Source organism: Citrobacter amalonaticus (assembly GCF_001559075.2).
Taxonomy (GTDB): domain Bacteria; phylum Pseudomonadota; class Gammaproteobacteria; order Enterobacterales; family Enterobacteriaceae; genus Citrobacter_A; species Citrobacter_A amalonaticus_F.
Map to the genome: position 1 here is coordinate 3,667,352 of NZ_CP014015.2, position 21,802 is coordinate 3,689,153.

A 21,802-nucleotide genomic window follows, 5' to 3' on the forward strand; every position below is an offset into this window, starting at 1 on the left:
ACCGACCTTTTATTATCTGGACGCCATTCGGGCGTGAAAACAATCAGCGACTACGGAAGACAATGCGGCCCTTGCTCAGGTCGTACGGGGTCAGCTCAACAGTCACTTTGTCGCCCGTCAGGATGCGGATGTAGTTTTTACGCATTTTACCGGAGATGTGTGCAGTAACCACGTGACCGTTTTCTAACTCTACGCGGAACATGGTATTAGGTAACGTTTCGAGAACGGTACCCTGCATTTCAATATTGTCTTCTTTGGCCATCTAATCCTCTGGGGTATCACTACCGTAATTTGAACCGGCAAGATAATGCCGAAGTTCTTTTAATAAGTAAAGATTTGCACGTTTAAAACGCAGCAAACAAAATTTGGCGCATTACTCCGGATCGCTTCAAAAACACACGACAAAGCCGCACGTGAAGCGCAACGTATAAGGGAGCGATGAGATAAACGATGGCGTTACCTGACGCGAACGGATCCTTAACGGCAGCGGGGTAATGGGCTAAACCAACTCTGCGACCGCAATTATAACACCCTGACAAAAAATGTGCCGAAAACATTCACCACTGGGGCAAAAATAACGTGCGAGGGACCCAAAAATCGCGAGGTAAGCGTTGCTGGCGCAATGCATCGAGGTGTTCCAGATACACCCGGCGCGGAATTTCGACCGCCCCTAACGATTCGGTATGACTATTGAGCACCTGACAATCCATTAATTTACCGCCCTGGCGGACAAATTCTGCGCAAAAAACCAGCAGTGCGGTTTTTGACGCATTCTCTTGTCGGCTGAACATCGATTCGCCGCAAAACAGAGCCCCCTGGGAAACGCCATACATCCCGCCAACCAGCGTATTTTCGCGCCAGACCTCAATGGAATGGGCATGTCCCAGTTCGTGCAGTCGATGATAGGCCTCTACCACGCCCTGGGTGATCCAGGTGCCTTCATCGCGATCGTTGGCGCATCCTTCGATGACCAGGCCAAACGCATAATTCAGCGTGACGCGATACGGAGAGCGCTTATGGAAGCGCTTCATGCTACGGCTGACATGAAACGTGTCAGGCCACAGAATGGCGCGGGGATCCGGTGACCACCAGAGAATAGGATCGCCAGGCGAAAACCACGGGAAAATACCGCGTTGATAGGCCATCAGCAGGCGCGCAGGGCTGAGATCGCCCCCAAGCGCCAGCAGGCCGTTTGGCTCGCGTAAAGCGCCCTCCGGCGATGGGAAGGCGATAGAGTGTCGGGAAAGCTGAACCAGGCGCATGACAGCAGAACTCCAGTACGCGAGTCGGATCGTTCAATAATAGCTTACAGACCTTGCTTAAACTGGTAATAACGACCCTGCTGCGCTAACAGATCTGCGTGATTACCTTGCTCAATAATTTGGCCGTTGTCCATCACTATTATTTGATCAAAACGCGCGAGTCCGCGCAGGCGATGCGTCACCATCAGTAACGTTTTATCGCGCATCACCTCTGCCAGCAATTCAAGCATTTGGCTTTCGGTCGTCGCATCCAGACCTTCCGTCGGTTCATCAAGCAGCATCAGCGGCGCATCATGCAAAAGCGCACGGGCGATCGCCAGACGGCGCAGTTCGCCACCGGATAACTGACGACCGCCTTCGCCCAGCCAACTGTTGAGGCCGGCATCGTCGAGAAGTTTCTCCAGCCCGACGCGACGCAGCGTGTCTGCCAGCTGTTCGTCACTGGCGTCGGGCGCGGCAAGCAGCAGGTTGTCGCGCAGGGTGGCGCTGAACAAGTGTACGCGCTGTGGCACAACGCTGATGGTCTTGCGTAGCGTCGCTTCATTCAATGTCGCAATCGGGCGACCGTTGAGCAGGATCTCGCCCTGCTGCGGATCCCACGCGCGCGTGAGCAGTTGCAGCAATGTCGATTTACCACACCCGGTGCGCCCAAGAATGGCGATGTGTTCGCCAGGATTTACCTGCAGGGAGAGCGAATCCAGCGCTTTTTGCGCTTGTTCGGGGTAGCTGAATGAAACGTCACGCAGCGTCAGGGTGACCTGAACCGGGACGTCGGATACGTCAGTCGGGAAAGTCACTTCCGGCTTCTGCTCGGTCAGTTCGGTGATCCGCATGGCGGAGGCGATGACCTGTCCCAGATGCTGGAATGCGCCGGTCACCGGAGCCAGCGCTTCAAATGCCGCCAGCGCGCAAAAGACAAACAGAGCAATCAGCGCGCCAGGCTGAGCGTTACCACCTACGCCGCCTGCCGCCATCCACAGCATCAGTAAGATGGCTACGGCGCCGATGAGCAACATCAGCGCCTGTGACAGTGCTGTCAGTTCAGACTGGCGACGCTGCGCTTCGTGCCACTGTAATTCGGTGGCCTCCATCTGTGCGCGGTAGCGGTCGCTGGCGCCGAAAATGGTCAGTTCAGCCTGGCCCTGTAACCATGCGGTCAACTGCTGACGATACTGTCCGCGCAGGTGTGTCAGGTTTTGTCCGGTGGTTTTACCGGCGCGATAAAACACCGGCGGCATGATAAACAGTGTCAGCAGCATCACGCCGCCGAGGGTGCAGGCGAGGGTGACATCCAGCACGCTCAGACCGATCGTCACAACCATAATCACCACAAAGGCACCCACCAGGGGGGAGATGACGCGCAGGTAGAGGTGATCCAGCGTATCCACATCTGCCACAATGCGGTTCAACAGTTCACCCTGACGATAGCGGGCCAGCCCGGCAGGGGAGAGCGGCAGCAGCTTGCTGAAGGTGTGAATGCGCAAATGTTGCAGCACGCGGAAGGTGGCATCATGGCTGACCAGCCGCTCAAAATAGCGTCCGGCAGTCCGGGTAATGGCCGCGCCGCGCACGCCCGCAGCAGGTAGCATATAGTTAAAACTGTAGATACCGGCAAAGCCCGCGACGGCCGACGCAGAGAGGAACCAGCCGGACAGCGTCAGCAGGCCAATGCTGGCGAGTAAGGTGATAATCGCCAGCACAATACCCAGCGTTAACATCCACTTGTGACGTTTATAGAGCGTCAGATAAGGCAGCAACGCACGCATTTAGATCTCCTCCTGACGATGGGCCAACAGCGTCGCAAATGCGCCGTTGGCGGTACTCAGTTCGGCCCAGGAGCCCTGTTCGATAATCTGTCCGTCCTGCATCACCCAAATCGTGTCCCAGTCAGCAAGATCTTCAAGCTGGTGCGTGACCATCAGCGTTGTCTGGCGTTTTGAGGCGGCTTTCAGCGCCTGCATGACCCGCTGTTCGCTATGGGCATCCAGGCTGGCAGCCGGTTCGTCCAGCAGCAGCAGCTTGCAAGGATTAAGGAGCGCACGGGCTACCGCCACGCGCTGCGCCTGGCCGACGGACAAACGTCCGGCCTGATCGCCAACGGGCGTATCCACTCCCTGCGGTAACAGCGGCAGGAATTCACTGACCCAGGCGCTGTCGAGCGCGGTACGCAACTCTTGCTCACTGGCATTCGGGCGAGCCAGCAGAACGTTTTCTCGTATCGTCGCCGCGGGCAACTGCGGGTTTTGCCCTACCCAGGAGAGATGCTTACGCCAGGACTCTGGCGACAACTCGCGAAGTTCCACCCCGTTAATGCGCAGCGATCCCTGATAAGAGAGGAAGCCGGAAAGCGCATTCAGCAGGGAACTCTTACCCGAACCGCTGCGGCCGACCAGCACGGTACGCTGCCCGGCAGGGAGGGAGAAGTTCAGCGGTCCCGCCAGGGTTTTGCCTTCTGGCGACGAAATGATGAGATTGACGGCGTCAATGGAAATAGGCTCTTGCGCGGATAACTCCACATCGCCTTGTTCCGGATGGGCGAGCGGCGTTTCCATAAACGTTTTCAGACTGTCTGCCGCGCCTACCGCCTGTGCTTTAGCGTGATAAAACGTCCCCAAATCGCGCAGCGGCTGAAAAAACTCAGGGGCCAGAATGAGGGCGAGGAAGCCTGCTGCCAGCGTGACGCCCGTGCCGTAGTGGCCGAAATTAAGTTCACCGAGGTAGGAGAAGCCAAAGTAAACCGCGACCAGCGCAATGGAAAGCGAGGTAAAAAACTCCAGTACGCCCGACGATAAAAAGGCGAGGCGCAGCACTTCCATCGTGCGCTGGCGGAAATCTTGCGACGCGACGCGAATGCTTTCGGTTTCAGCTTCACCACGGCCAAAAATGCGCAGAGTATCCATTCCGCGTAAGCGATCGAGGAAATGTCCGCTCAGACGCGCCAGGGCAAGGAAATTACGCCGGTTAGCATCGGCAGCGCCCATACCGACCATCGCCATAAACAGAGGGATCAGCGGCGCAGTGCCGAGAAGGATCAACGCGGCGGCCCAGTTCGACGGAAAAATAGCCGCGACGATCAGGATGGGAACACACACTGCCAGCGCCATCTGCGGCAGATAACGAGCGTAGTAATCGTGCATATCGTCAATTTGTTCCAGCACCAGCGTGGCCCAGCTTCCTGCGGGTTTTCCCTGGATCCATGCCGGACCGGCCTGTTGCAGGCGGTCGAGCACCTGGCGGCGGATCTCAAAACGGATATGTTGGCCCGCATGGAATCCTACGCGTTCGCGTAGCCAGACAACCCAGGCGCGGAGGATAAAGATCAGCACCAGCACGACAAATGGCAACAGCAACGCCTCGCGTGGGATATTCTCCATGATCATATGTTGCAGAATGCGAGCCATGATCCAGGCCTGAGCGACAATCAGTACGCCACTCACGAATCCCAGCAGGCGAGAAATCATAAGCCAGCGTTGGGAAATGACACTTTGCTGTTTTAACCAGCGGGTTAGCTCTTGTTGACGAGTTTTATTCATTGCGCGCTTTGCAGGTGAGTTATCAGAATTTTTAGGCAGGGCAATGTTACAACGGGGCAAAAATAAAGGCGACTTATAGTCGCCTTATTTACTTTTGTTACTGATTTGTAAAAACTATTTGCACGCGTCGGCTAAACCGTCGAGGTAGCGTTCAGCATCCAGCGCAGCCATACAACCGGTGCCTGCGGAGGTAATAGCCTGACGGTAAATGTGATCCATCACGTCACCCGCAGCAAAGACGCCCGGGATGCTGGTCTGGGTCGCGTTACCGTGACTCCCGGACTGCACTTTGATGTAGCCGTTTTCCAGCTCAAGCTGACCGTCGAAAATCGCCGTGTTCGGGCTATGGCCGATGGCAACAAACAGCCCCGCAACTTCCAGCGACTCAATGTTGTCCGTATTCTGCGTATCACGCAGGCGCAGACCCGTGACGCCCATCTGATCGCCGGTCACTTCTTCCAGCGTGCGGTGGGTGTGCAGTACGATGTTGCCGTTCTCCACTTTGTCCATCAGACGTTTAATCAGAATTTTTTCCGCGCGGAAGCCGTCACGACGGTGAATCAGGTGAACTTCAGAGGCGATGTTCGCCAGATACAACGCTTCTTCGACGGCCGTGTTACCGCCGCCGATAACCGCGACTTTCTGGTTACGATAGAAAAAGCCGTCGCAGGTAGCGCAGGCAGAAACGCCACGGCCTTTGAATGCCTCTTCTGACGGCAGACCGAGATAACGGGCGGATGCGCCGGTTGCGATGATCAGCGCATCGCAGGTGTACTCTGCACTGTCACCGATCAGACGGAACGGACGGTTTTGCAGGTCCACTTTATTGATGTGATCGAAGATGATCTCGGTTTCAAACTTAGTCGCATGTTCGTGCATGCGTTCCATCAGCAGCGGTCCGGTCAGATCGTTTGGATCGCCCGGCCAGTTTTCCACTTCTGTTGTGGTGGTCAGTTGACCGCCTTTTTCCATACCGGTAATCAGTACCGGCTGCAGGTTTGCGCGCGCAGCATAGACCGCCGCGGTGTATCCCGCCGGGCCGGAACCCAGGATAAGCAGTTTACTGTGTTTGGTCGTGCCCATGAGATCCTCATTGTTGTTGGCAGGCAATGGGCTGGATTGTAGGGAATTTGACGGCGTAAAAAAAGAGTATAGCGATTTTGTTAACAATTTGTGGAATAGACGAGGCCAATGAGTGAACAAATCTGCAGTCACGCCATAATGAATTCTACTTAAAATCGCTCAGTTATAAGGTGATAAAATGATGAATCGTCTTAACGCGTAATGAATAACTGGCATGTTGTACTAAAAATCGATGTTTTACTTTGACAATCACCTGCTGTTTTGCGAAAACATTCGAGGAAGAAAAAAACAGTGTTGTGTGTGTGCCGCATAATCATGCATATAAATACCATGTTTACCGGGCTAGCGAAATCTACGCATGGTGTGGACAGACGCCATTCGTGATGTCGATAGCTGCCGTCAGGCAACGGTCTTCTCACTATAGACCCAGGCATTGCGCGCCGTTAATCCTCTTGGGTTCGGTCTATGGTGATGGGCATCGACTCTCGACAATGATGTTTGATGAGTCAGGCAGGAGTAGGGAAGGAATACAGAGAGACAATAATAATGGTAGATAGCAAGAAGCGCCCTGGCAAAGATCTCGACCGTATTGATCGTAACATTCTTAATGAGCTGCAAAAGGATGGGCGTATTTCTAACGTCGAGCTTTCTAAACGAGTGGGACTTTCCCCGACGCCCTGCCTTGAGCGTGTGCGTCGTCTGGAAAGACAGGGTTTCATTCAGGGCTATACAGCGCTGTTGAACCCGCATTATCTGGATGCATCACTTCTGGTATTTGTTGAGATTACTCTGAATCGTGGCGCTCCGGATGTGTTTGAACAATTCAACGCCGCCGTACAGAAACTTGAAGAAATTCAAGAGTGTCATTTGGTGTCCGGTGATTTCGACTACCTGTTGAAAACACGTGTGCCGGACATGTCAGCCTATCGTAAGCTGCTGGGGGAAACCCTGCTGCGTCTGCCTGGCGTCAATGACACCCGTACTTACGTGGTAATGGAAGAAGTCAAACAGAGTAATCGTCTGGTTATTAAGACGCGCTAATACGGAACAGGTGCAAAATCGGCGTATTTTGATTACACTCCTGTTAATCCATACAGCAACAGTGCCGGGGTAACCCGGTGCTGTTGTCCGTTTTAGCATCGGGCAGGAAAAGCCCGAAACCTGGAGAGCCTTTTTTGAGCCAGGAATACACTGAAGACAAAGAAGTCACATTGACAAAGTTAAGCAGCGGGCGCCGACTTCTGGAGGCGTTGCTGATTCTTATTGCCCTTTTTGCCGTCTGGCTGATGGCAGCCTTACTGAGCTTTAACCCTTCTGATCCCAGCTGGTCGCAAACGGCCTGGCATGAGCCTATCCATAATCTGGGCGGGGCACCTGGGGCGTGGCTGGCGGATACCCTGTTCTTTATCTTTGGGATTATGGCGTACATCATCCCTGTCATCATTGTGGGTGGCTGCTGGTTTACCTGGCGTCACCAGGCGACCGATGACTATATCGACTATTTTGCCGTCTCGCTGCGCATCATTGGCGTGCTGGCCCTTATCCTCACCTCCTGTGGTCTGGCCGCCATTAATGCCGATGACATCTGGTACTTCGCGTCCGGCGGGGTGATTGGCAGTCTGTTGAGTACCACGCTGCAACCGCTGCTGCACAGCAGTGGCGGCACCATTACGCTTCTGTGCGTGTGGGCGGCAGGGCTGACGCTCTTCACCGGCTGGTCGTGGGTCAGCATCGCCGAAAAACTCGGCGGCTGGCTGCTCAATATTCTGACCTTTGCCAGCAACCGTACCCGTCGTGATGATACCTGGGTAGAAGACGACGAATACGAAGACGATGAAGAGTATGAAGATGAAGTCGAGGGCGGGAAACGTGAATCCCGTCGGGCGCGTATTCTTCGCGGTGCGCTGGCGCGCCGTAAACGTCTGGCTGAAAAATTTATCAATCCGCATGGCCGTCAGACTGATGCGGCGCTCTTCTCCGGCAGACGCATGGATGATGACGATGAGATCTCCTGGAGCGCGCGCGGCGTTCCGGCCGATCCTGGCGATGTGCTGTTCTCCGGGCATCGTGCGACACAGCCCGAATATGATGAGTACGATCCGCTGCTAAACGGTCATTCGGTAACCGAACCCGTCGCCGCTGCGGCGGCAGCAACGGCCGCAACTCAGGCCTGGGCCGCGCCGGTTGATCCGATAATGCAAACGCCGCCCGTACCGGGAGCGGAAACCGTTCCTGTACAACCCGCGGTTGCATGGCAGCCTGTACCAGGCCCACAAACCGGCGAGCCGGTGATTGCGCCTGCGCCGGAAGGCTATCCGCCGCACAATCCGTACGCGCAACCGCATCAGGCGCAGAATGAAACATGGCAACAGCCTGTTCCGACTGAACCGCAATACGCTGCGCCAGTGGCTCCTGAAACCGGTTATCCGCAGCCAGGCGAACCACAGCAACCGTGGCAGCAACCGCAGACTGCGGCAGAACAACCCTGGCAGCCTGAGCCGGTTTATCAACCGGAGCCTGTCCAGCCGCCGGTTTATCATCAGCCAGCGTATCAACCGGCGCCTTTACCGCCGCAGGAGCCTGTGGTTCAACAGGCCCCGATTACAGAGCCTGAGCCGGTAGTCGAAGAGACAAAACCTGCGCGTCCGCCGTTGTACTACTTTGAAGAAGTAGAAGAGAAGCGTGCGCGTGAACGTGAGCAACTGGCCGCGTGGTATCAGCCGATTCCTGAACCGGTTAATGCGCCTGAACCGGTGGTTCCTGCACCCTCAGCAGCGCCTGCTATACCGCCTGTTGACGCTGCTGCGGCCATTGCGCCGATCGCTGCAGGCGTGAAGGACGCGACCTTATCAGCCGGTGCGACGGCGGCAGCAGCTGCGCCAGTCTTCAGCCTCGCGAACGGCGGAGCGCCGCGTCCGCAGGTAAAAGAAGGGATTGGCCCGCAACTGCCCCGTCCCAATCGCGTACGTGTACCGACACGCCGTGAGCTGGCATCATATGGCATAAAATTGCCTTCTCAGCGTATGGCTGAGGAGAGAGCGCGTGAAGCCGGACAACACGATCTGCAGTATGGCGATGATGAAATCGATGCCATGCAACAGGACGAACTGGCTCGTCAGTTTGCCCAGTCGCAGCAAAGTCGTTATGGCGACGAGTATCAGCATGAGCCAGCGCAGGCCGACGATGAAGATGCCGCTGCGGAAGCTGAACTGGCGCGCCAGTTTGCCTCTTCACAGCAACAGCGCTACGCCGGTGAGCAACCTGCCGGAGCAAATCCATTCTCGCTGGATGATTTTGAGTTTTCACCCATGAAAACGCTGGTCGATAACGGCCCGCATGAACCGCTGTTTACGCCGGGCGTAATGCCGGAGTCTGCGCCTGTTCAGCAACCCACAGCGCCGCAGTATCAACAGCCGGTAGCGCCGCAACCGCACTATCAGCAGCCGCAACAGCCGGTAGCGCCGCAACCGCACTATCAGCAGCCGCAACAACCGGTAGTGCCGCAGCCACAGTATCAGCAGCCGCAACAACCGGTAGCGCCGCAGCCACAGTATCAGCAGCCACAACCGCCGGTAGCGCCACAGCCGCAGGAAAGCCTGATTCACCCGCTGCTGATGCGCAACGGTGACAGTCGTCCGCTGCAAAGACCGACGACGCCACTGCCTTCGCTGGATCTGCTGACGCAACCGCCGAGTGAAGTGGAGCCGGTTGATACCTTCGCGCTGGAGCAAATGGCGCGCCTGGTTGAAGCCCGCCTGGCAGACTTCCGCATCAAGGCCGATGTGGTCAATTACTCGCCAGGCCCGGTGATTACGCGTTTTGAACTGAATCTGGCGCCGGGCGTGAAGGCGGCGCGTATTTCCAACCTTTCTCGTGACCTGGCGCGTTCATTGTCGACTGTCGCGGTGCGCGTGGTGGAAGTGATTCCGGGTAAACCGTACGTAGGCCTGGAATTGCCGAACAAAAAACGGCAGACCGTTTATCTGCGTGAAGTGTTGGATAACGCGAAGTTCCGTGAGAACCCGTCGCCGCTGACCGTCGTGTTAGGTAAAGATATTGCCGGCGATCCGGTGGTGGCCGATCTGGCGAAAATGCCGCACCTGCTGGTGGCGGGGACAACCGGTTCGGGTAAATCGGTTGGGGTGAACGCCATGATCCTCAGCATGCTTTACAAAGCGCAGCCGGAAGACGTGCGCTTCATCATGATCGACCCGAAAATGCTGGAGCTGTCCGTTTACGAAGGCATTCCGCATCTGCTGACGGAAGTCGTCACGGATATGAAAGACGCCGCTAACGCCCTGCGCTGGAGCGTTAACGAGATGGAGCGCCGCTACAAGCTGATGTCTGCGCTGGGCGTGCGTAATCTCGCGGGTTACAACGAGAAGATAGCCGAAGCCGCGCGGATGGGACGTCCGATTCCGGACCCGTACTGGAAGCCGGGCGACAGTATGGATGCGCAGCATCCGGTACTGGAAAAACTGCCGTATATCGTTGTGCTGGTGGATGAATTTGCCGACCTGATGATGACCGTCGGTAAGAAAGTTGAAGAGCTGATTGCCCGACTGGCGCAAAAAGCCCGTGCGGCCGGGATCCATCTGGTGCTGGCGACGCAGCGTCCATCGGTTGACGTCATTACTGGTCTTATCAAAGCCAACATACCGACACGTATTGCCTTCACTGTGTCCAGTAAGATTGACTCGCGTACCATCCTCGATCAGGGCGGTGCAGAATCGCTGCTGGGGATGGGGGATATGCTTTACTCCGGGCCAAACTCCACCATGCCGGTGCGTGTTCACGGCGCATTTGTCCGTGACCAGGAAGTGCACGCGGTGGTACAGGACTGGAAGGCGCGTGGGCGTCCGCAGTATGTGGATGGCATCACCTCCGACAGCGAAAGCGAAGGTGGCGGCGGTGGTTTTGACGGCGGTGAAGAGCTGGATCCGTTATTCGATCAGGCTGTCAACTTTGTGACAGAGAAACGCAAAGCGTCCATCTCCGGCGTACAGCGCCAGTTCCGCATTGGCTACAACCGTGCGGCGCGCATTATCGAACAGATGGAAGCGCAGGGGATTGTCAGCGAACAGGGCCATAACGGCAATCGTGAAGTGCTGGCACCGCCGCCGTTTGACTAAGTGCAAAGTTACGTAATTCAGTATTGTCTTCTTTCCTCACGCTGATTTTTGGCCTGGAATGGATAGCAGAGGGATCTCCCGGTCGGGAGTGACGTATTTTGAGGAATAACAATGAAAAAAATCGCAATCACCTGTGCATTACTCTCAGGATTCGTGGTAAGCAGCGTTTGGGCGGATGCCGCCAGCGATCTGAAAAGTCGTCTGGATAAAGTAAGCAGCTTCCACGCCAGCTTTACACAGAAAGTGACCGATGGCAGCGGTGCCGCTGTTCAGGAAGGTCAGGGTGATTTGTGGGTGAAGCGTCCCAACCTGTTTAACTGGCACATGACGCAGCCTGATGAAAGCATTCTGGTTTCTGATGGGAAAACGCTGTGGTTCTTCAACCCGTTTGTTGAGCAGGCCACCGCGACCTGGCTGAAAGACGCCACCGGCAACACGCCGTTTATGCTGATTGCCCGCAACCAGTCCAGCGACTGGCAACAGTACAATATCAAGCAGAACGGTGACGACTTCGTCCTGACGCCGAAAACCAGCAACGGTAATCTGAAACAGTTCACCATCAACGTGGGTCGTGACGGGACCATTCATCAGTTCAGCGCCGTGGAGCAGGATGACCAGCGCAGCAGCTATCAGCTGAAATCGCAGCAGAATGGCGCCGTTGACGCATCGAAGTTCACTTTCACTCCACCGCAAGGCGTAACGGTAGACGATCAACGTAAGTAGAGGCCTGCGTGAGCAACCTGTCGCTCGATTTTTCTGATAATACCTTTCAGCCACTGGCCGCGCGGATGCGGCCAGAAAATTTAGCGCAGTATATTGGTCAGCAGCACCTGCTGGCTGCGGGTAAACCGTTGCCGCGCGCGATTGAAGCCGGACATCTGCACTCCATGATCTTGTGGGGACCGCCAGGTACCGGAAAAACCACGCTTGCTGAAGTGATTGCCCGCTACGCCGATGCTGACGTTGAGCGGATTTCAGCGGTCACCTCCGGCGTGAAAGAGATCCGCGAAGCCATCGAACGCGCCCGACAGAATCGTAATGCCGGGCGTCGTACCATCCTGTTTGTTGACGAAGTTCACCGCTTTAATAAAAGCCAACAGGATGCGTTCTTGCCGCATATTGAAGACGGCACGATCACCTTTATCGGGGCAACCACCGAAAACCCGTCGTTTGAACTGAATTCTGCGCTGTTGTCGCGGGCGCGCGTCTATTTGCTCAAATCGTTGACCACCGAAGATATCGAACAGGTTCTCCGTCAGGCGATGGAAGACAAGGCGCGGGGCTACGGTGGGCAGGATATCGTTCTGCCAGATGATACCCGCAGAGCCATCGCGGAACTGGTCAACGGTGATGCGCGCCGCGCATTGAACACCCTGGAAATGATGGCCGATATGGCGGAAGTGGATGACAGCGGCAAGCGAGTGCTGCTTCCCGCGCTGTTGACCGAAATCGCCGGCGAGCGCAGTGCGCGTTTTGATAATAAAGGCGACCGCTTCTACGATCTCATTTCCGCATTGCATAAATCAGTTCGCGGCAGCGCGCCGGATGCAGCACTTTACTGGTATGCGCGAATCATTACGGCAGGGGGCGATCCGCTGTATGTCGCGCGCCGTTGCCTGGCGATTGCTTCCGAAGATGTGGGTAATGCCGATCCGCGTGCGATGCAGGTGGCGATTTCCGCCTGGGACTGCTTCACGCGTGTTGGGCCTGCTGAAGGCGAGCGTGCTATCGCCCAGGCGATTGTCTATCTGGCCTGCGCACCGAAAAGCAATGCGGTGTATACCGCCTTTAAAGCGGCGATGTCCGATGCCCGCGAACGTCCTGACTATGACGTGCCTGTTCATCTGCGCAATGCGCCGACAAAGCTGATGAAAGAGATGGGTTACGGCCAGGAATATCGTTATGCGCATGACGAACCGAATGCCTATGCCGCCGGAGAGGAATATTTCCCGCAGGAGATGGCACAAACACGCTATTATCACCCCACAAACAGAGGTCTTGAGGGCAAGATTGGCGAAAAGCTCGCCTGGCTCGCCGGACAGGATCAAAATAGCCCTATAAAACGCTACCGTTAGCGCAGGCGTTGCGGTAATGTTGGCACTGTATCCCTGTGACCGCAGGCTGTGGTCACATTTTCCTCTTTCAATTCGATAAGCACAGGATAAGCATGCTCGATCCCAATCTGCTGCGTAATGAGCCAGACGCAGTCGCTGAAAAACTGGCACGCCGGGGCTTTAAGCTGGATGTAGATAAGCTGCGCGCTCTTGAAGAGCGTCGTAAAGTTTTGCAGGTTAATACTGAAAACCTGCAGGCAGAGCGTAACTCTCGATCGAAATCCATCGGCCAGGCGAAAGCGCGCGGGGAAGATATCGAGCCTTTACGTCTGGAAGTGAACAAACTGGGCGAAGAGCTGGATGCCGCAAAAGCGGAGCTGGATGTTTTACAGGCTGAGATCCGCGATATCGCGCTGACCATTCCTAACCTGCCTGCTGACGATGTCCCGGTGGGTAAAGACGAGAACGATAACGTTGAAGTCAGCCGCTGGGGTACCCCGCGCGAGTTTGACTTTGAGGTTCGCGATCACGTCACGCTGGGCGAAATGCATACCGGTCTGGACTTCGCTGCTGCCGTTAAGCTGACGGGTTCCCGTTTTGTGGTGATGAAAGGGCAGATTGCCCGTATGCACCGTGCGCTCTCGCAGTTCATGCTCGATCTGCACACGGAGCAGCATGGCTACAGCGAAAACTATGTGCCGTATCTGGTCAACCATGACACTCTGTACGGTACGGGTCAGTTGCCGAAATTTGCCGGCGATCTGTTCCATACCCGTCCGCTGGAAGAAGAGGCTGACAGCAGCAACTACGCGTTGATCCCGACGGCGGAAGTGCCGCTGACCAACCTGGTGCGTGATGAAATCATCGATGAAGACCAATTGCCGATCAAAATGACGGCGCACACACCGTGCTTCCGCTCTGAAGCGGGTTCCTACGGTCGTGATACCCGTGGCCTGATCCGTATGCACCAGTTCGACAAAGTTGAAATGGTACAAATCGTTCGACCGGAAGATTCAATGGCGGCTCTGGAAGAGATGACTGGCCATGCGGAGAAAGTGCTGCAACTGCTGGGTCTGCCGTATCGCAAAATCATTCTTTGCACCGGCGACATGGGCTTCGGCGCATGTAAAACCTACGATCTGGAAGTGTGGGTACCGGCGCAGAATACCTACCGCGAGATCTCGTCCTGCTCTAACGTCTGGGATTTCCAGGCGCGCCGTATGCAGGCACGCTGCCGCAGCAAGTCCGATAAAAAGACCCGTCTGGTGCATACTCTGAACGGTTCTGGTCTGGCGGTCGGTCGTACGCTGGTAGCCGTGATGGAAAACTACCAGCAGGCTGATGGTCGTATCGAAGTACCAGAAGTGTTACGTCCGTACATGAACGGACTGGAATATATTGGTTAATCCTCGCTCCACTCTTTTCTAAAAAGCGCCTTTGGGCGCTTTTTTTATGCCTGTTTGACGCCGGACAATAATCATTACTCCCTTGGGGGTAATATTACCTTCGAATGAAATTCAGCATTTTGCGCTGTTATCCTGTAAATACGTTATATATAAATCTATATAACGATGCTTAACTACTCAAATAATAACATCAATTTCTGTTTTTTTACTGTAAGCAAGCAGAGTGAGCCTTTATGAAAACTAAGATCCCTGATGCCGTGATGGCAGCGGAGGTGAGTCGTCGCGGTTTAGTCAAAACGACGGCGATAGGCGGACTGGCGATGGCCAGCAGCGCGTTTACCCTGCCATTTACCCGTATCGCTAATGCTGCCGAAGCCCTGAGCCCGGCACAAGCCAGTGAAAAAGTCGTCTGGAGCGCCTGTACCGTAAACTGCGGGAGTCGTTGCCCGTTACGCATGCATGTTGTGGATGGCGAAATCAAATATGTTGAAACCGACAACACCGGTGACGACAACTACGACGGCTTACATCAGGTGCGCGCCTGTCTGCGCGGGCGCTCCATGCGCCGTCGTGTCTATAATCCGGATCGTCTGAAATACCCGATGAAACGCGTGGGCAAACGCGGAGAAGGTAAATTCGAGCGTATCAGTTGGGATGAGGCTTACGACATCATCGCCAGCAACATGCAGCGCCTGATTAAAGACTACGGTAACGAGTCTATCTACCTCAATTACGGCACCGGTACGCTGGGCGGTACGATGACCCGTTCGTGGCCGCCAGGAAATACCCTGGTGGCGCGTCTGATGAACTGCTGCGGCGGTTATTTGAACCACTATGGTGATTACTCTTCCGCACAAATTGCGGCGGGTCTGAACTACACCTACGGTGGTTGGGCGGATGGTAACAGCCCGTCTGACATCGAAAACAGCAAACTGGTAGTCCTGTTCGGTAACAACCCTGGCGAAACCCGCATGAGCGGTGGTGGGGTGACCTATTATCTGGAACAGGCGCGACAGAAATCGAATGCCCGGATGATCATTATCGATCCGCGCTATACCGATACCGGGGCCGGTCGTGAAGATGAATGGATCCCAATTCGTCCGGGTACCGATGCGGCGCTGGTGAATGCGCTGGCTTATGTGCTGATTACTGAGAATATGGTCGATCAGCCGTTCCTCGATAAGTACTGTGTGGGCTACGACGAGAAAACGTTGCCAGCCAGCGCGCCGAAGAATGGTCACTATAAGGCCTATATCCTCGGCCAGGGGAATGACGGTACGCCAAAAACGCCTGAATGGGCGGCGCAAATTACCGGCATTCCGGCAGACCGTATTATCAAACTGGCGCGTGAAATCGGCAGCGCAAAACCGGCCTACATCAGCCAGGGCTGGGGTCCGCAGCGCCACGCGAACGGCGAAATCGCCACCCGTGCCATTTCAATGCTGGCCATTCTGACCGGTAATGTCGGGATCAACGGCGGCAACAGCGGCGCACGTGAAGGCTCTTACGATCTGCCGTTTGTACGGATGCCAACGCTGGAAAACCCGATAGAAACCAGTATCTCCATGTTTATGTGGACTGACGCGATTGAACGCGGTCCAGAAATGACCGCGCTGCGTGATGGCGTGCGCGGCAAAGATAAACTCGACGTGCCGATTAAGATGATCTGGAACTACGCCGGTAACTGTCTGATCAACCAGCACTCAGAGATCAACCGCACGCATGACATCCTGCAGGATGACAAGAAGTGCGAAATGATTGTCGTCATCGACTGTCACATGACGTCGTCGGCGAAGTATGCCGATATCCTGCTGCCGGACTGCACGGCTTCTGAACAGATGGACTTCGCGCTGGATGCTTCCTGCGGGAATATGTCTTATGTGATTTTTGCCGATCAGGCCATCAAGCCGCGTTTCGAATGCAAAACTATCTATGAGATGACCAGCGAACTGGCGAAGCGTCTGGGCGTCGAGCAGCAGTTTACTGAAGGACGCACTCAGGAAGAGTGGATGCGTCATCTGTACGAGCAGTCGCGTAAAGCCATTCCGGCGCTGCCGACTTTTGAGGAATTCCGTAAGCAGGGTCTGTTTAAGCAGCGCGATCCGGAAGGGCACCATGTGGCCTATAAGGCGTTCCGTGACGATCCGCAGGCCAATCCATTGACCACGCCGTCGGGTAAAATCGAGATCTACTCGCAGGAACTGGCGGAGATTGCCGCGACCTGGGAACTGCCGGAAGGCGATGTCATCGATCCATTGCCGATCTACACGCCGGGCTTTGAGAACTACAACGATCCGTTGACCAAAGATTACCCGCTGCAGCTAACGGGCTTCCACTATAAATCTCGCGTTCACTCCACCTATGGCAACGTGGATGTCCTGAAAGCGTCGTGCCGCCAGGAGATGTGGATCAACCCGCTCGACGCGCAAAAACGCGGTATTCGTAATGGCGACAAGGTCCGCATCTTCAATGGTCGCGGAGAGCTACATATTGAGGCGAAAGTGACGCCGCGGATGATGCCGGGCGTGGTTGCGTTAGGGGAAGGGGCCTGGTATGACCCGGATACAAAACGCATTGACCAGGGCGGCTGTATCAACGTATTGACCACCCAGCGTCCGTCTCCCCTGGCAAAGGGGAACCCGTCACATACGAACCTTGTTCAGGTTGAGAAGGTGTAAGGAGTAACCGATGACAACCCAGTATGGATTTTTTATTGATTCCAGCCGTTGCACCGGTTGTAAAACCTGCGAACTGGCCTGTAAAGATTACAAAGATTTAACCCCGGATGTCAGCTTCCGCCGCATTTATGAATATGCGGGCGGAGACTGGCAGGAAGACAACGGCGTCTGGCATCAGAACGTGTTTGCCTACTATCTGTCCATTGCCTGTAACCACTGCGAGGACCCGGCCTGTACTAAAGTCTGTCCGAGCGGGGCGATGCACAAACGGGAAGACGGCTTTGTGGTGGTCGATGAAGATGTCTGCATCGGCTGTCGTTATTGCCATATGGCCTGTCCGTACGGCGCGCCGCAGTACAACGCCGCCAAAGGTCACATGACCAAATGCGACGGCTGTCATGACCGTGTGGCAGAAGGCAAGAAACCGATCTGTGTCGAGTCTTGTCCGCTGCGTGCGCTGGATTTCGGTCCTGTCGATGAACTGCGCAAGAAACACGGTGATCTGGCGGCGGTTGCTCCGCTGCCGGGTGCGCACTTCACGAAGCCGAGTATTGTGATCAAACCGAATGCCAACAGTCGCCCGACCGGGGATACCACCGGCTATCTGGCGAATCCGAAGGAGGTGTAAGATGGGAAGTGGATGGCATGAATGGCCGCTGATGATCTTCACGGTCTTCGGACAATGTGTGGTCGGTGGTTTCATTGTTCTGGCGCTGGCGCTGATGAAAGGCGACCTGCGGACCGAAACGCAACAGCGCGTGATTACCGGCATGTTCGCGCTGTGGGTGCTGATGGGGATTGGCTTTATCGCGTCTATGCTGCATCTCGGCTCGCCAATGCGGGCGTTTAACTCGCTTAACCGTGTCGGTTCGTCAGCGCTGAGTAATGAAATTGCCAGCGGCTCGATTTTCTTTGCGGTTGGCGGGATAGGCTGGCTACTGGCGGTGTTGAAAAAGCTCTCTCCGGCTCTGCGTAACCTGTGGCTGCTGCTCACGATGGTGCTGGGTGTGCTGTTCGTCTGGATGATGGTGCGCGTCTATAACAGCATTGATACCGTACCGACCTGGTACAGCGTCTGGACGCCGCTGGGCTTCTTCCTGACTCTGCTGATGGGCGGTCCGCTGTTGGGCTATCTGCTGCTGCGCGTGGCGGGAGTCGACGGCTGGGCGATGCGTCTGCTGCCTGCGGTTTCACTGCTGGCGCTGGTGGTCAGTGCCATCATGTCGGTGATGCAGGGCGCAGAACTGGCGACTATTCACAGCTCTATTCAGCAGGCTTCTGCGCTGGTGCCGGACTACGGGTCGTTGATGGCCTGGCGTATTGGCGTACTGGCAGTGGCACTGTGCTGCTGGATTGTGCCACAGCTGAAAGGTTATCAGCCTGCGGTTCCGCTGCTGTCAGTGGCCTTTATTCTGCTGCTGGTGGGAGAACTGATTGGTCGCGGCGTTTTCTACGGTCTGCATATGACCGTCGGTATGGCGGTTGCCAGCTAAGTGAATAACCGGGGCTTTCGCCCCGGTTTTACTATTTCTGTTTAGTCAACGTATCGTAACTGGTCATCAGATTACGGTAATCCGGAATGTGGTTGGAGAACAGCGTCGCCAATCCCTCAACATCATTACGCCAGTCACGGTGCAGTTCACAGGCCACACCAAACCATGTCATGAGCTGAGCACCGGCCTGCGACATGCGATCCCACGCCGAATGGCGGGTAATTTCATTAAACGTACCCGACGCGTCGGTGACGACAAAGACATCAAAACCTTCTTCAATGGCGGACAGCGCCGGGAATGCCACGCAAACTTCAGTCACTACGCCCGCAATGATCAACTGCTTTTTCCCCGTGGCTTTGACGGCCTTCACGAAGTCTTCGTTGTCCCAGGCGTTGATATTCCCTGGTCGTGCAATGTATGGGGCATCCGGGAACTGGGCTTTTAATTCGGGAACCAGCGGGCCGTTTGGACCGGTTTCGAAGCTGGTGGTGAGAATGGTTGGCAGTTTGAAGTATTTGGCTAAATCTCCCAGCGCCAGCACGTTATTCTTGAATTTATCAGGGTCAATATCCCTGACCAGTGAGAGTAGTCCGGCCTGGTGATCTACCAGAAGAACCGCAGCATCGTTTTTATCGAGACGAACATAAGGCTTGGTCATTCGCTTCCCCTTGCTTGAGTCAACTCTGCGCCCGAATTCATTCAGGTGCGTATGGTTCATTCAAAGCATAGAACGGAAAAAAAATGCTGCCGGGACTATGAGTTTTTTCGACTAAGCGAAACGGAACTCTTTTGCGTTAAATCAATGAAAACAGCTACCTGTAGCCGGTTCGGCAGCAATAATTCATAATCTTAATCAATAAATTCAATCGAAGACGGAAAAGGGCTGCCACGCCACGGTTTCCGCCGATTGACAATGTTTTTGTTGGTGGCATGATGCGCGTGAAATTTGAACTTCCTCACGGTTTATACTCATGTCTACCTATACCCGACCTGTCTTGCTTTTGCTGGCTGGTCTACTTCTGCTGACCCTGGCGATTGCGGTGCTGAACACGCTCGTCCCGCTTTGGCTCGCCCAGGAAAACCTGCCGACGTGGCAGGTGGGTATGATCAGTTCGTCCTATTTCACCGGTAACCTGGTCGGGACGCTGTTGACAGGGGTTTTAATCAAACGCCTCGGGTTTAACCGTAGCTACTACCTTGCCTCGCTGATTTTTGCGGCCGGCTGTGTGGGCCTTGGGGTGATGGTCGGCTTCTGGAGCTGGCTGGCATGGCGCTTTGTCGCGGGCGTTGGCTGCGCCATGATCTGGGTGGTTGTTGAGAGTGCGCTGATGTGCAGCGGGACATCACGTAACCGCGGTCGCCTGCTGGCGGCCTACATGATGGTTTACTATGTGGGGACGTTCCTCGGACAACTGCTGGTCAGCAAAGTCTCTACGGAGCTGATGAACGTGCTGCCGTGGGCGACGGGGCTGATTCTGGCAGGGATTTTACCACTGCTCTTTACCCGCATCCTGAATCAACAGTCTGATGCACACAACGACACGCCAATTACCGCAATGCTGAAACTGCGTCAGGCGCGGCTGGGCGTTAACGGCTGCATCATTTCCGGGATTGTCCTTGGTTCGCTGTACGGCCTGATGCCGCTCTATCTCAATCATCAGGGCATGAGTAACGCCAGTATTGGTTTCTGGATGGCGGTACTGGTTAGCGCGGGCATCCTCGGCCAGTGGCCAATCGGGCGGCTGGCGGATAAGTTTGGTCGACTGCTGGTGCTGCGCGTGCAGGTGTTTGTGGTCATCCTCGGCAGCATCGCGATGCTAAGCCAGGCCGCGATGGCGCCTGCGCTCTTTATTCTGGGGGCGGCCGGTTTTACGCTCTATCCGGTAGCGATGGCCTGGGCCTGTGAAAAAGTGGAACATCATCAACTGGTGGCGATGAACCAGGCGCTGCTGCTGAGCTATACCGTTGGCAGCCTGTTAGGGCCTTCCTTCACGGCCATGTTGATGCAGAATTATTCCGATAATCTTCTGTTTATTATGATTGCCAGCGTGTCGTTTATTTATTTACTGATGCTGCTGCGCAATGCCGGACATACTCCGAACCCGGTTGCTCACGTTTAATTCAGCACAAACGGGATGCAATGTGTGTTATTGCATCCCGTTTTGGTTAATTCTCTGTATTCCCGAACCGAAAGTAAAAAGGCTACCCGACGGGTAGCCTTTTTAGAAGACTCAATCAGTACATCACTTTATGACCGTACTGCTCTAGAATACCTTTGACGCGTTCCATCGTTTCTTTCTTCGGTGGATGTACGCCATCGAGTTTGTATTCTTCGCCCATCGCCACCCATTTATGTTTGCCCAGTTCGTGATAGGGCAGGAGCTCGATTTTTTCAACGTTGCCCATATCGCGGGTAAATTCCCCGAGTCGGTGCGCGGAATCGTCATCGTCGGACCAGCCAGGCACCACGACGTAACGGATCCACACGTTGATATCTTTGTTTGCCAGATAGCGGGCGAATTCCAGCGTACGATGGTTGGAAACGCCGACCAGGTTCTGGTGGATCTCATCATTCATCTGCTTCAGGTCGAGCATCACCAGATCGGTGACTTCCAGCAGTTCATCAATCACCGGGTCGTAGCGGCGAACAAAACCATTGGTATCCAGACAGGTATGGATACCTTCTTGCTTACAGGCACGAAACCAGTCACGGACAAATTCCGCTTGCAGGATGGCTTCACCGCCTGACGCCGTTACGCCGCCACCGGATGCATTCATAAAGTGGCGATAGGTCACGACCTCTTTCATCAGTTCTTCAACGGTGACTTCTTTACCGCCATGCGTGTCCCACGTATCGCGGTTGTGGCAATACAGACAGCGCATCAGGCAGCCCTGGAAGAAAGTAATAAAGCGGATGCCTGGGCCGTCAACGGTACCACAGGATTCAAAGGAGTGAATGCGACCAATAACTGACATTGCGGTGTTTCTCCAGATGTGGCCCATCCGGGGCCGTGTTGGTGCACAGCTCATTGGCTGTGTCGAGTCTGTTTTGGCGGTTATCCATTGAGTATAGATAGCTGACAAAACAGGCTGCAGTCGGGAAACGACCTGTTAAAAAGGCCCCACTTACGTGGAGCCTTTATTGTACGCCTTTTAACGCG

16 protein-coding genes are annotated in these 21,802 nt (G+C 55.2%); 9 read left to right on the forward strand and 7 right to left on the reverse strand.

The window, feature by feature from the left end; all coding sequences use genetic code 11:
- Nucleotides 1-43 precede the first annotated feature (43 nt).
- The 5 genes from infA to trxB all read right to left on the reverse strand — a co-directional run bounded on the left by infA (nt 44) and on the right by trxB (nt 5,878).
- Nucleotides 44-262, reverse strand: a complete 219-nt coding sequence (infA, locus tag AL479_RS17685) for a translation initiation factor IF-1 (protein ID WP_001040187.1) — start codon at nt 260-262, stop codon at nt 44-46.
- A 295-nt stretch (nt 263-557) separates the two neighbouring features.
- Nucleotides 558-1,262 (reverse strand): leucyl/phenylalanyl-tRNA--protein transferase, encoded by a 705-nt coding sequence (aat, locus tag AL479_RS17695; RefSeq protein WP_061077009.1) that lies wholly within the window; start codon nt 1,260-1,262, stop codon nt 558-560.
- A gap of 44 nt (nt 1,263-1,306) precedes the next feature.
- Entirely contained in the window at nt 1,307-3,028 is a 1,722-nt protein-coding gene (gene cydC, locus AL479_RS17700) for a heme ABC transporter ATP-binding protein/permease CydC (protein WP_061077010.1), read from the reverse strand.
- Complete coding sequence (gene cydD / locus AL479_RS17705) at nt 3,029-4,795, reverse strand: heme ABC transporter permease/ATP-binding protein CydD (protein WP_061077011.1); 1,767 nt, start codon at nt 4,793-4,795, stop codon at nt 3,029-3,031.
- Between the two features lie 114 nt (nt 4,796-4,909).
- Entirely contained in the window at nt 4,910-5,878 is a 969-nt protein-coding gene (trxB, locus tag AL479_RS17710; protein WP_061077012.1) for a thioredoxin-disulfide reductase, read from the reverse strand.
- 546 nt (nt 5,879-6,424) lie between these two features.
- On the opposite strand from trxB, the gene lrp reads away from it, so the two are divergent.
- The 8 genes from lrp (at nt 6,425) to AL479_RS17755 (ending at nt 18,641) form a co-directional block, all read left to right on the forward strand.
- A complete protein-coding gene (gene lrp, locus AL479_RS17720) occupies nt 6,425-6,919 on the forward strand; it encodes a leucine-responsive transcriptional regulator Lrp (protein ID WP_000228469.1) in 495 nt (164 codons plus the stop codon).
- Nucleotides 6,920-7,053: 134 nt separating this feature from the next.
- A complete protein-coding gene (gene ftsK, locus AL479_RS17725; RefSeq protein ID WP_081093677.1) occupies nt 7,054-11,010 on the forward strand; it encodes a DNA translocase FtsK in 3,957 nt (1,318 codons plus the stop codon).
- 111 nt (nt 11,011-11,121) lie between these two features.
- The gene (lolA, locus tag AL479_RS17730) at nt 11,122-11,733 is read left to right on the forward strand and encodes an outer membrane lipoprotein chaperone LolA (RefSeq protein WP_044256345.1); all 612 of its coding nucleotides are present in this window, start codon (nt 11,122-11,124) and stop codon (nt 11,731-11,733) included.
- 8 nt (nt 11,734-11,741) lie between these two features.
- Nucleotides 11,742-13,085: a replication-associated recombination protein RarA gene (rarA, locus tag AL479_RS17735; protein ID WP_042320252.1), complete on the forward strand. Its 1,344-nt coding sequence runs from the start codon at nt 11,742-11,744 to the stop codon at nt 13,083-13,085.
- A gap of 92 nt (nt 13,086-13,177) precedes the next feature.
- The gene (serS, locus tag AL479_RS17740; RefSeq protein ID WP_046478664.1) at nt 13,178-14,470 is read left to right on the forward strand and encodes a serine--tRNA ligase; all 1,293 of its coding nucleotides are present in this window, start codon (nt 13,178-13,180) and stop codon (nt 14,468-14,470) included.
- A 233-nt stretch (nt 14,471-14,703) separates the two neighbouring features.
- Nucleotides 14,704-17,148 (forward strand): dimethylsulfoxide reductase subunit A, encoded by a 2,445-nt coding sequence (dmsA, locus tag AL479_RS17745; protein ID WP_061077014.1) that lies wholly within the window; start codon nt 14,704-14,706, stop codon nt 17,146-17,148.
- Nucleotides 17,149-17,158: 10 nt separating this feature from the next.
- Nucleotides 17,159-17,776, forward strand: a complete 618-nt coding sequence (dmsB, locus tag AL479_RS17750) for a dimethylsulfoxide reductase iron-sulfur subunit DmsB (protein WP_061077015.1) — start codon at nt 17,159-17,161, stop codon at nt 17,774-17,776.
- Between the two features lies 1 nt (nt 17,777).
- Nucleotides 17,778-18,641, forward strand: coding sequence for a dimethyl sulfoxide reductase anchor subunit family protein (locus AL479_RS17755; protein WP_061077016.1), 864 nt, complete (start codon nt 17,778-17,780; stop codon nt 18,639-18,641).
- A gap of 31 nt (nt 18,642-18,672) precedes the next feature.
- Here AL479_RS17755 and ycaC read toward each other — a convergent pair whose 3' ends face one another.
- Nucleotides 18,673-19,299 (reverse strand): isochorismate family cysteine hydrolase YcaC, encoded by a 627-nt coding sequence (gene ycaC, locus AL479_RS17760; protein ID WP_061077017.1) that lies wholly within the window; start codon nt 19,297-19,299, stop codon nt 18,673-18,675.
- 313 nt (nt 19,300-19,612) lie between these two features.
- Here ycaC and AL479_RS17765 point away from each other — a divergent pair, with 313 nt between their 5' ends.
- On the forward strand, nt 19,613-20,761 hold the full coding sequence (locus AL479_RS17765) for an MFS transporter (protein ID WP_061077018.1): 1,149 nt from the start codon (nt 19,613-19,615) through the stop codon (nt 20,759-20,761).
- Nucleotides 20,762-20,876: 115 nt separating this feature from the next.
- On the opposite strand, the gene pflA is transcribed toward AL479_RS17765, so the two are convergent.
- Nucleotides 20,877-21,617 carry a pyruvate formate lyase 1-activating protein gene (gene pflA, locus AL479_RS17770; protein ID WP_061077019.1) on the reverse strand — a complete coding sequence of 247 codons (741 nt, stop codon included), beginning with the start codon at nt 21,615-21,617 and terminating at the stop codon, nt 20,877-20,879.
- Between the last annotated feature and the right edge of the window lie 185 nt (nt 21,618-21,802).

What these genes read in the sequence shown, in the direction of transcription:
- dmsB (WP_061077015.1), top strand. Translation starts at nt 17,159, where the DNA reads ATGACAACCCAGTATGGATTTTTTATTGATTCCAGCCGTTGCACCGGT.
- infA (WP_001040187.1), bottom strand. Translation starts at nt 262, where the DNA reads ATGGCCAAAGAAGACAATATTGAAATGCAGGGTACCGTTCTCGAAACG.
- cydD (WP_061077011.1), bottom strand. Translation starts at nt 4,795, where the DNA reads ATGAATAAAACTCGTCAACAAGAGCTAACCCGCTGGTTAAAACAGCAA.
- trxB (WP_061077012.1), bottom strand. Translation starts at nt 5,878, where the DNA reads ATGGGCACGACCAAACACAGTAAACTGCTTATCCTGGGTTCCGGCCCG.
- cydC (WP_061077010.1), bottom strand. Translation starts at nt 3,028, where the DNA reads ATGCGTGCGTTGCTGCCTTATCTGACGCTCTATAAACGTCACAAGTGG.
- dmsA (WP_061077014.1), top strand. Translation starts at nt 14,704, where the DNA reads ATGAAAACTAAGATCCCTGATGCCGTGATGGCAGCGGAGGTGAGTCGT.
- pflA (WP_061077019.1), bottom strand. Translation starts at nt 21,617, where the DNA reads ATGTCAGTTATTGGTCGCATTCACTCCTTTGAATCCTGTGGTACCGTT.
- AL479_RS17765 (WP_061077018.1), top strand. Translation starts at nt 19,613, where the DNA reads ATGTCTACCTATACCCGACCTGTCTTGCTTTTGCTGGCTGGTCTACTT.
- AL479_RS17755 (WP_061077016.1), top strand. Translation starts at nt 17,778, where the DNA reads ATGGGAAGTGGATGGCATGAATGGCCGCTGATGATCTTCACGGTCTTC.
- aat (WP_061077009.1), bottom strand. Translation starts at nt 1,262, where the DNA reads ATGCGCCTGGTTCAGCTTTCCCGACACTCTATCGCCTTCCCATCGCCG.
- lolA (WP_044256345.1), top strand. Translation starts at nt 11,122, where the DNA reads ATGAAAAAAATCGCAATCACCTGTGCATTACTCTCAGGATTCGTGGTA.
- serS (WP_046478664.1), top strand. Translation starts at nt 13,178, where the DNA reads ATGCTCGATCCCAATCTGCTGCGTAATGAGCCAGACGCAGTCGCTGAA.
- ycaC (WP_061077017.1), bottom strand. Translation starts at nt 19,299, where the DNA reads ATGACCAAGCCTTATGTTCGTCTCGATAAAAACGATGCTGCGGTTCTT.
- lrp (WP_000228469.1), top strand. Translation starts at nt 6,425, where the DNA reads ATGGTAGATAGCAAGAAGCGCCCTGGCAAAGATCTCGACCGTATTGAT.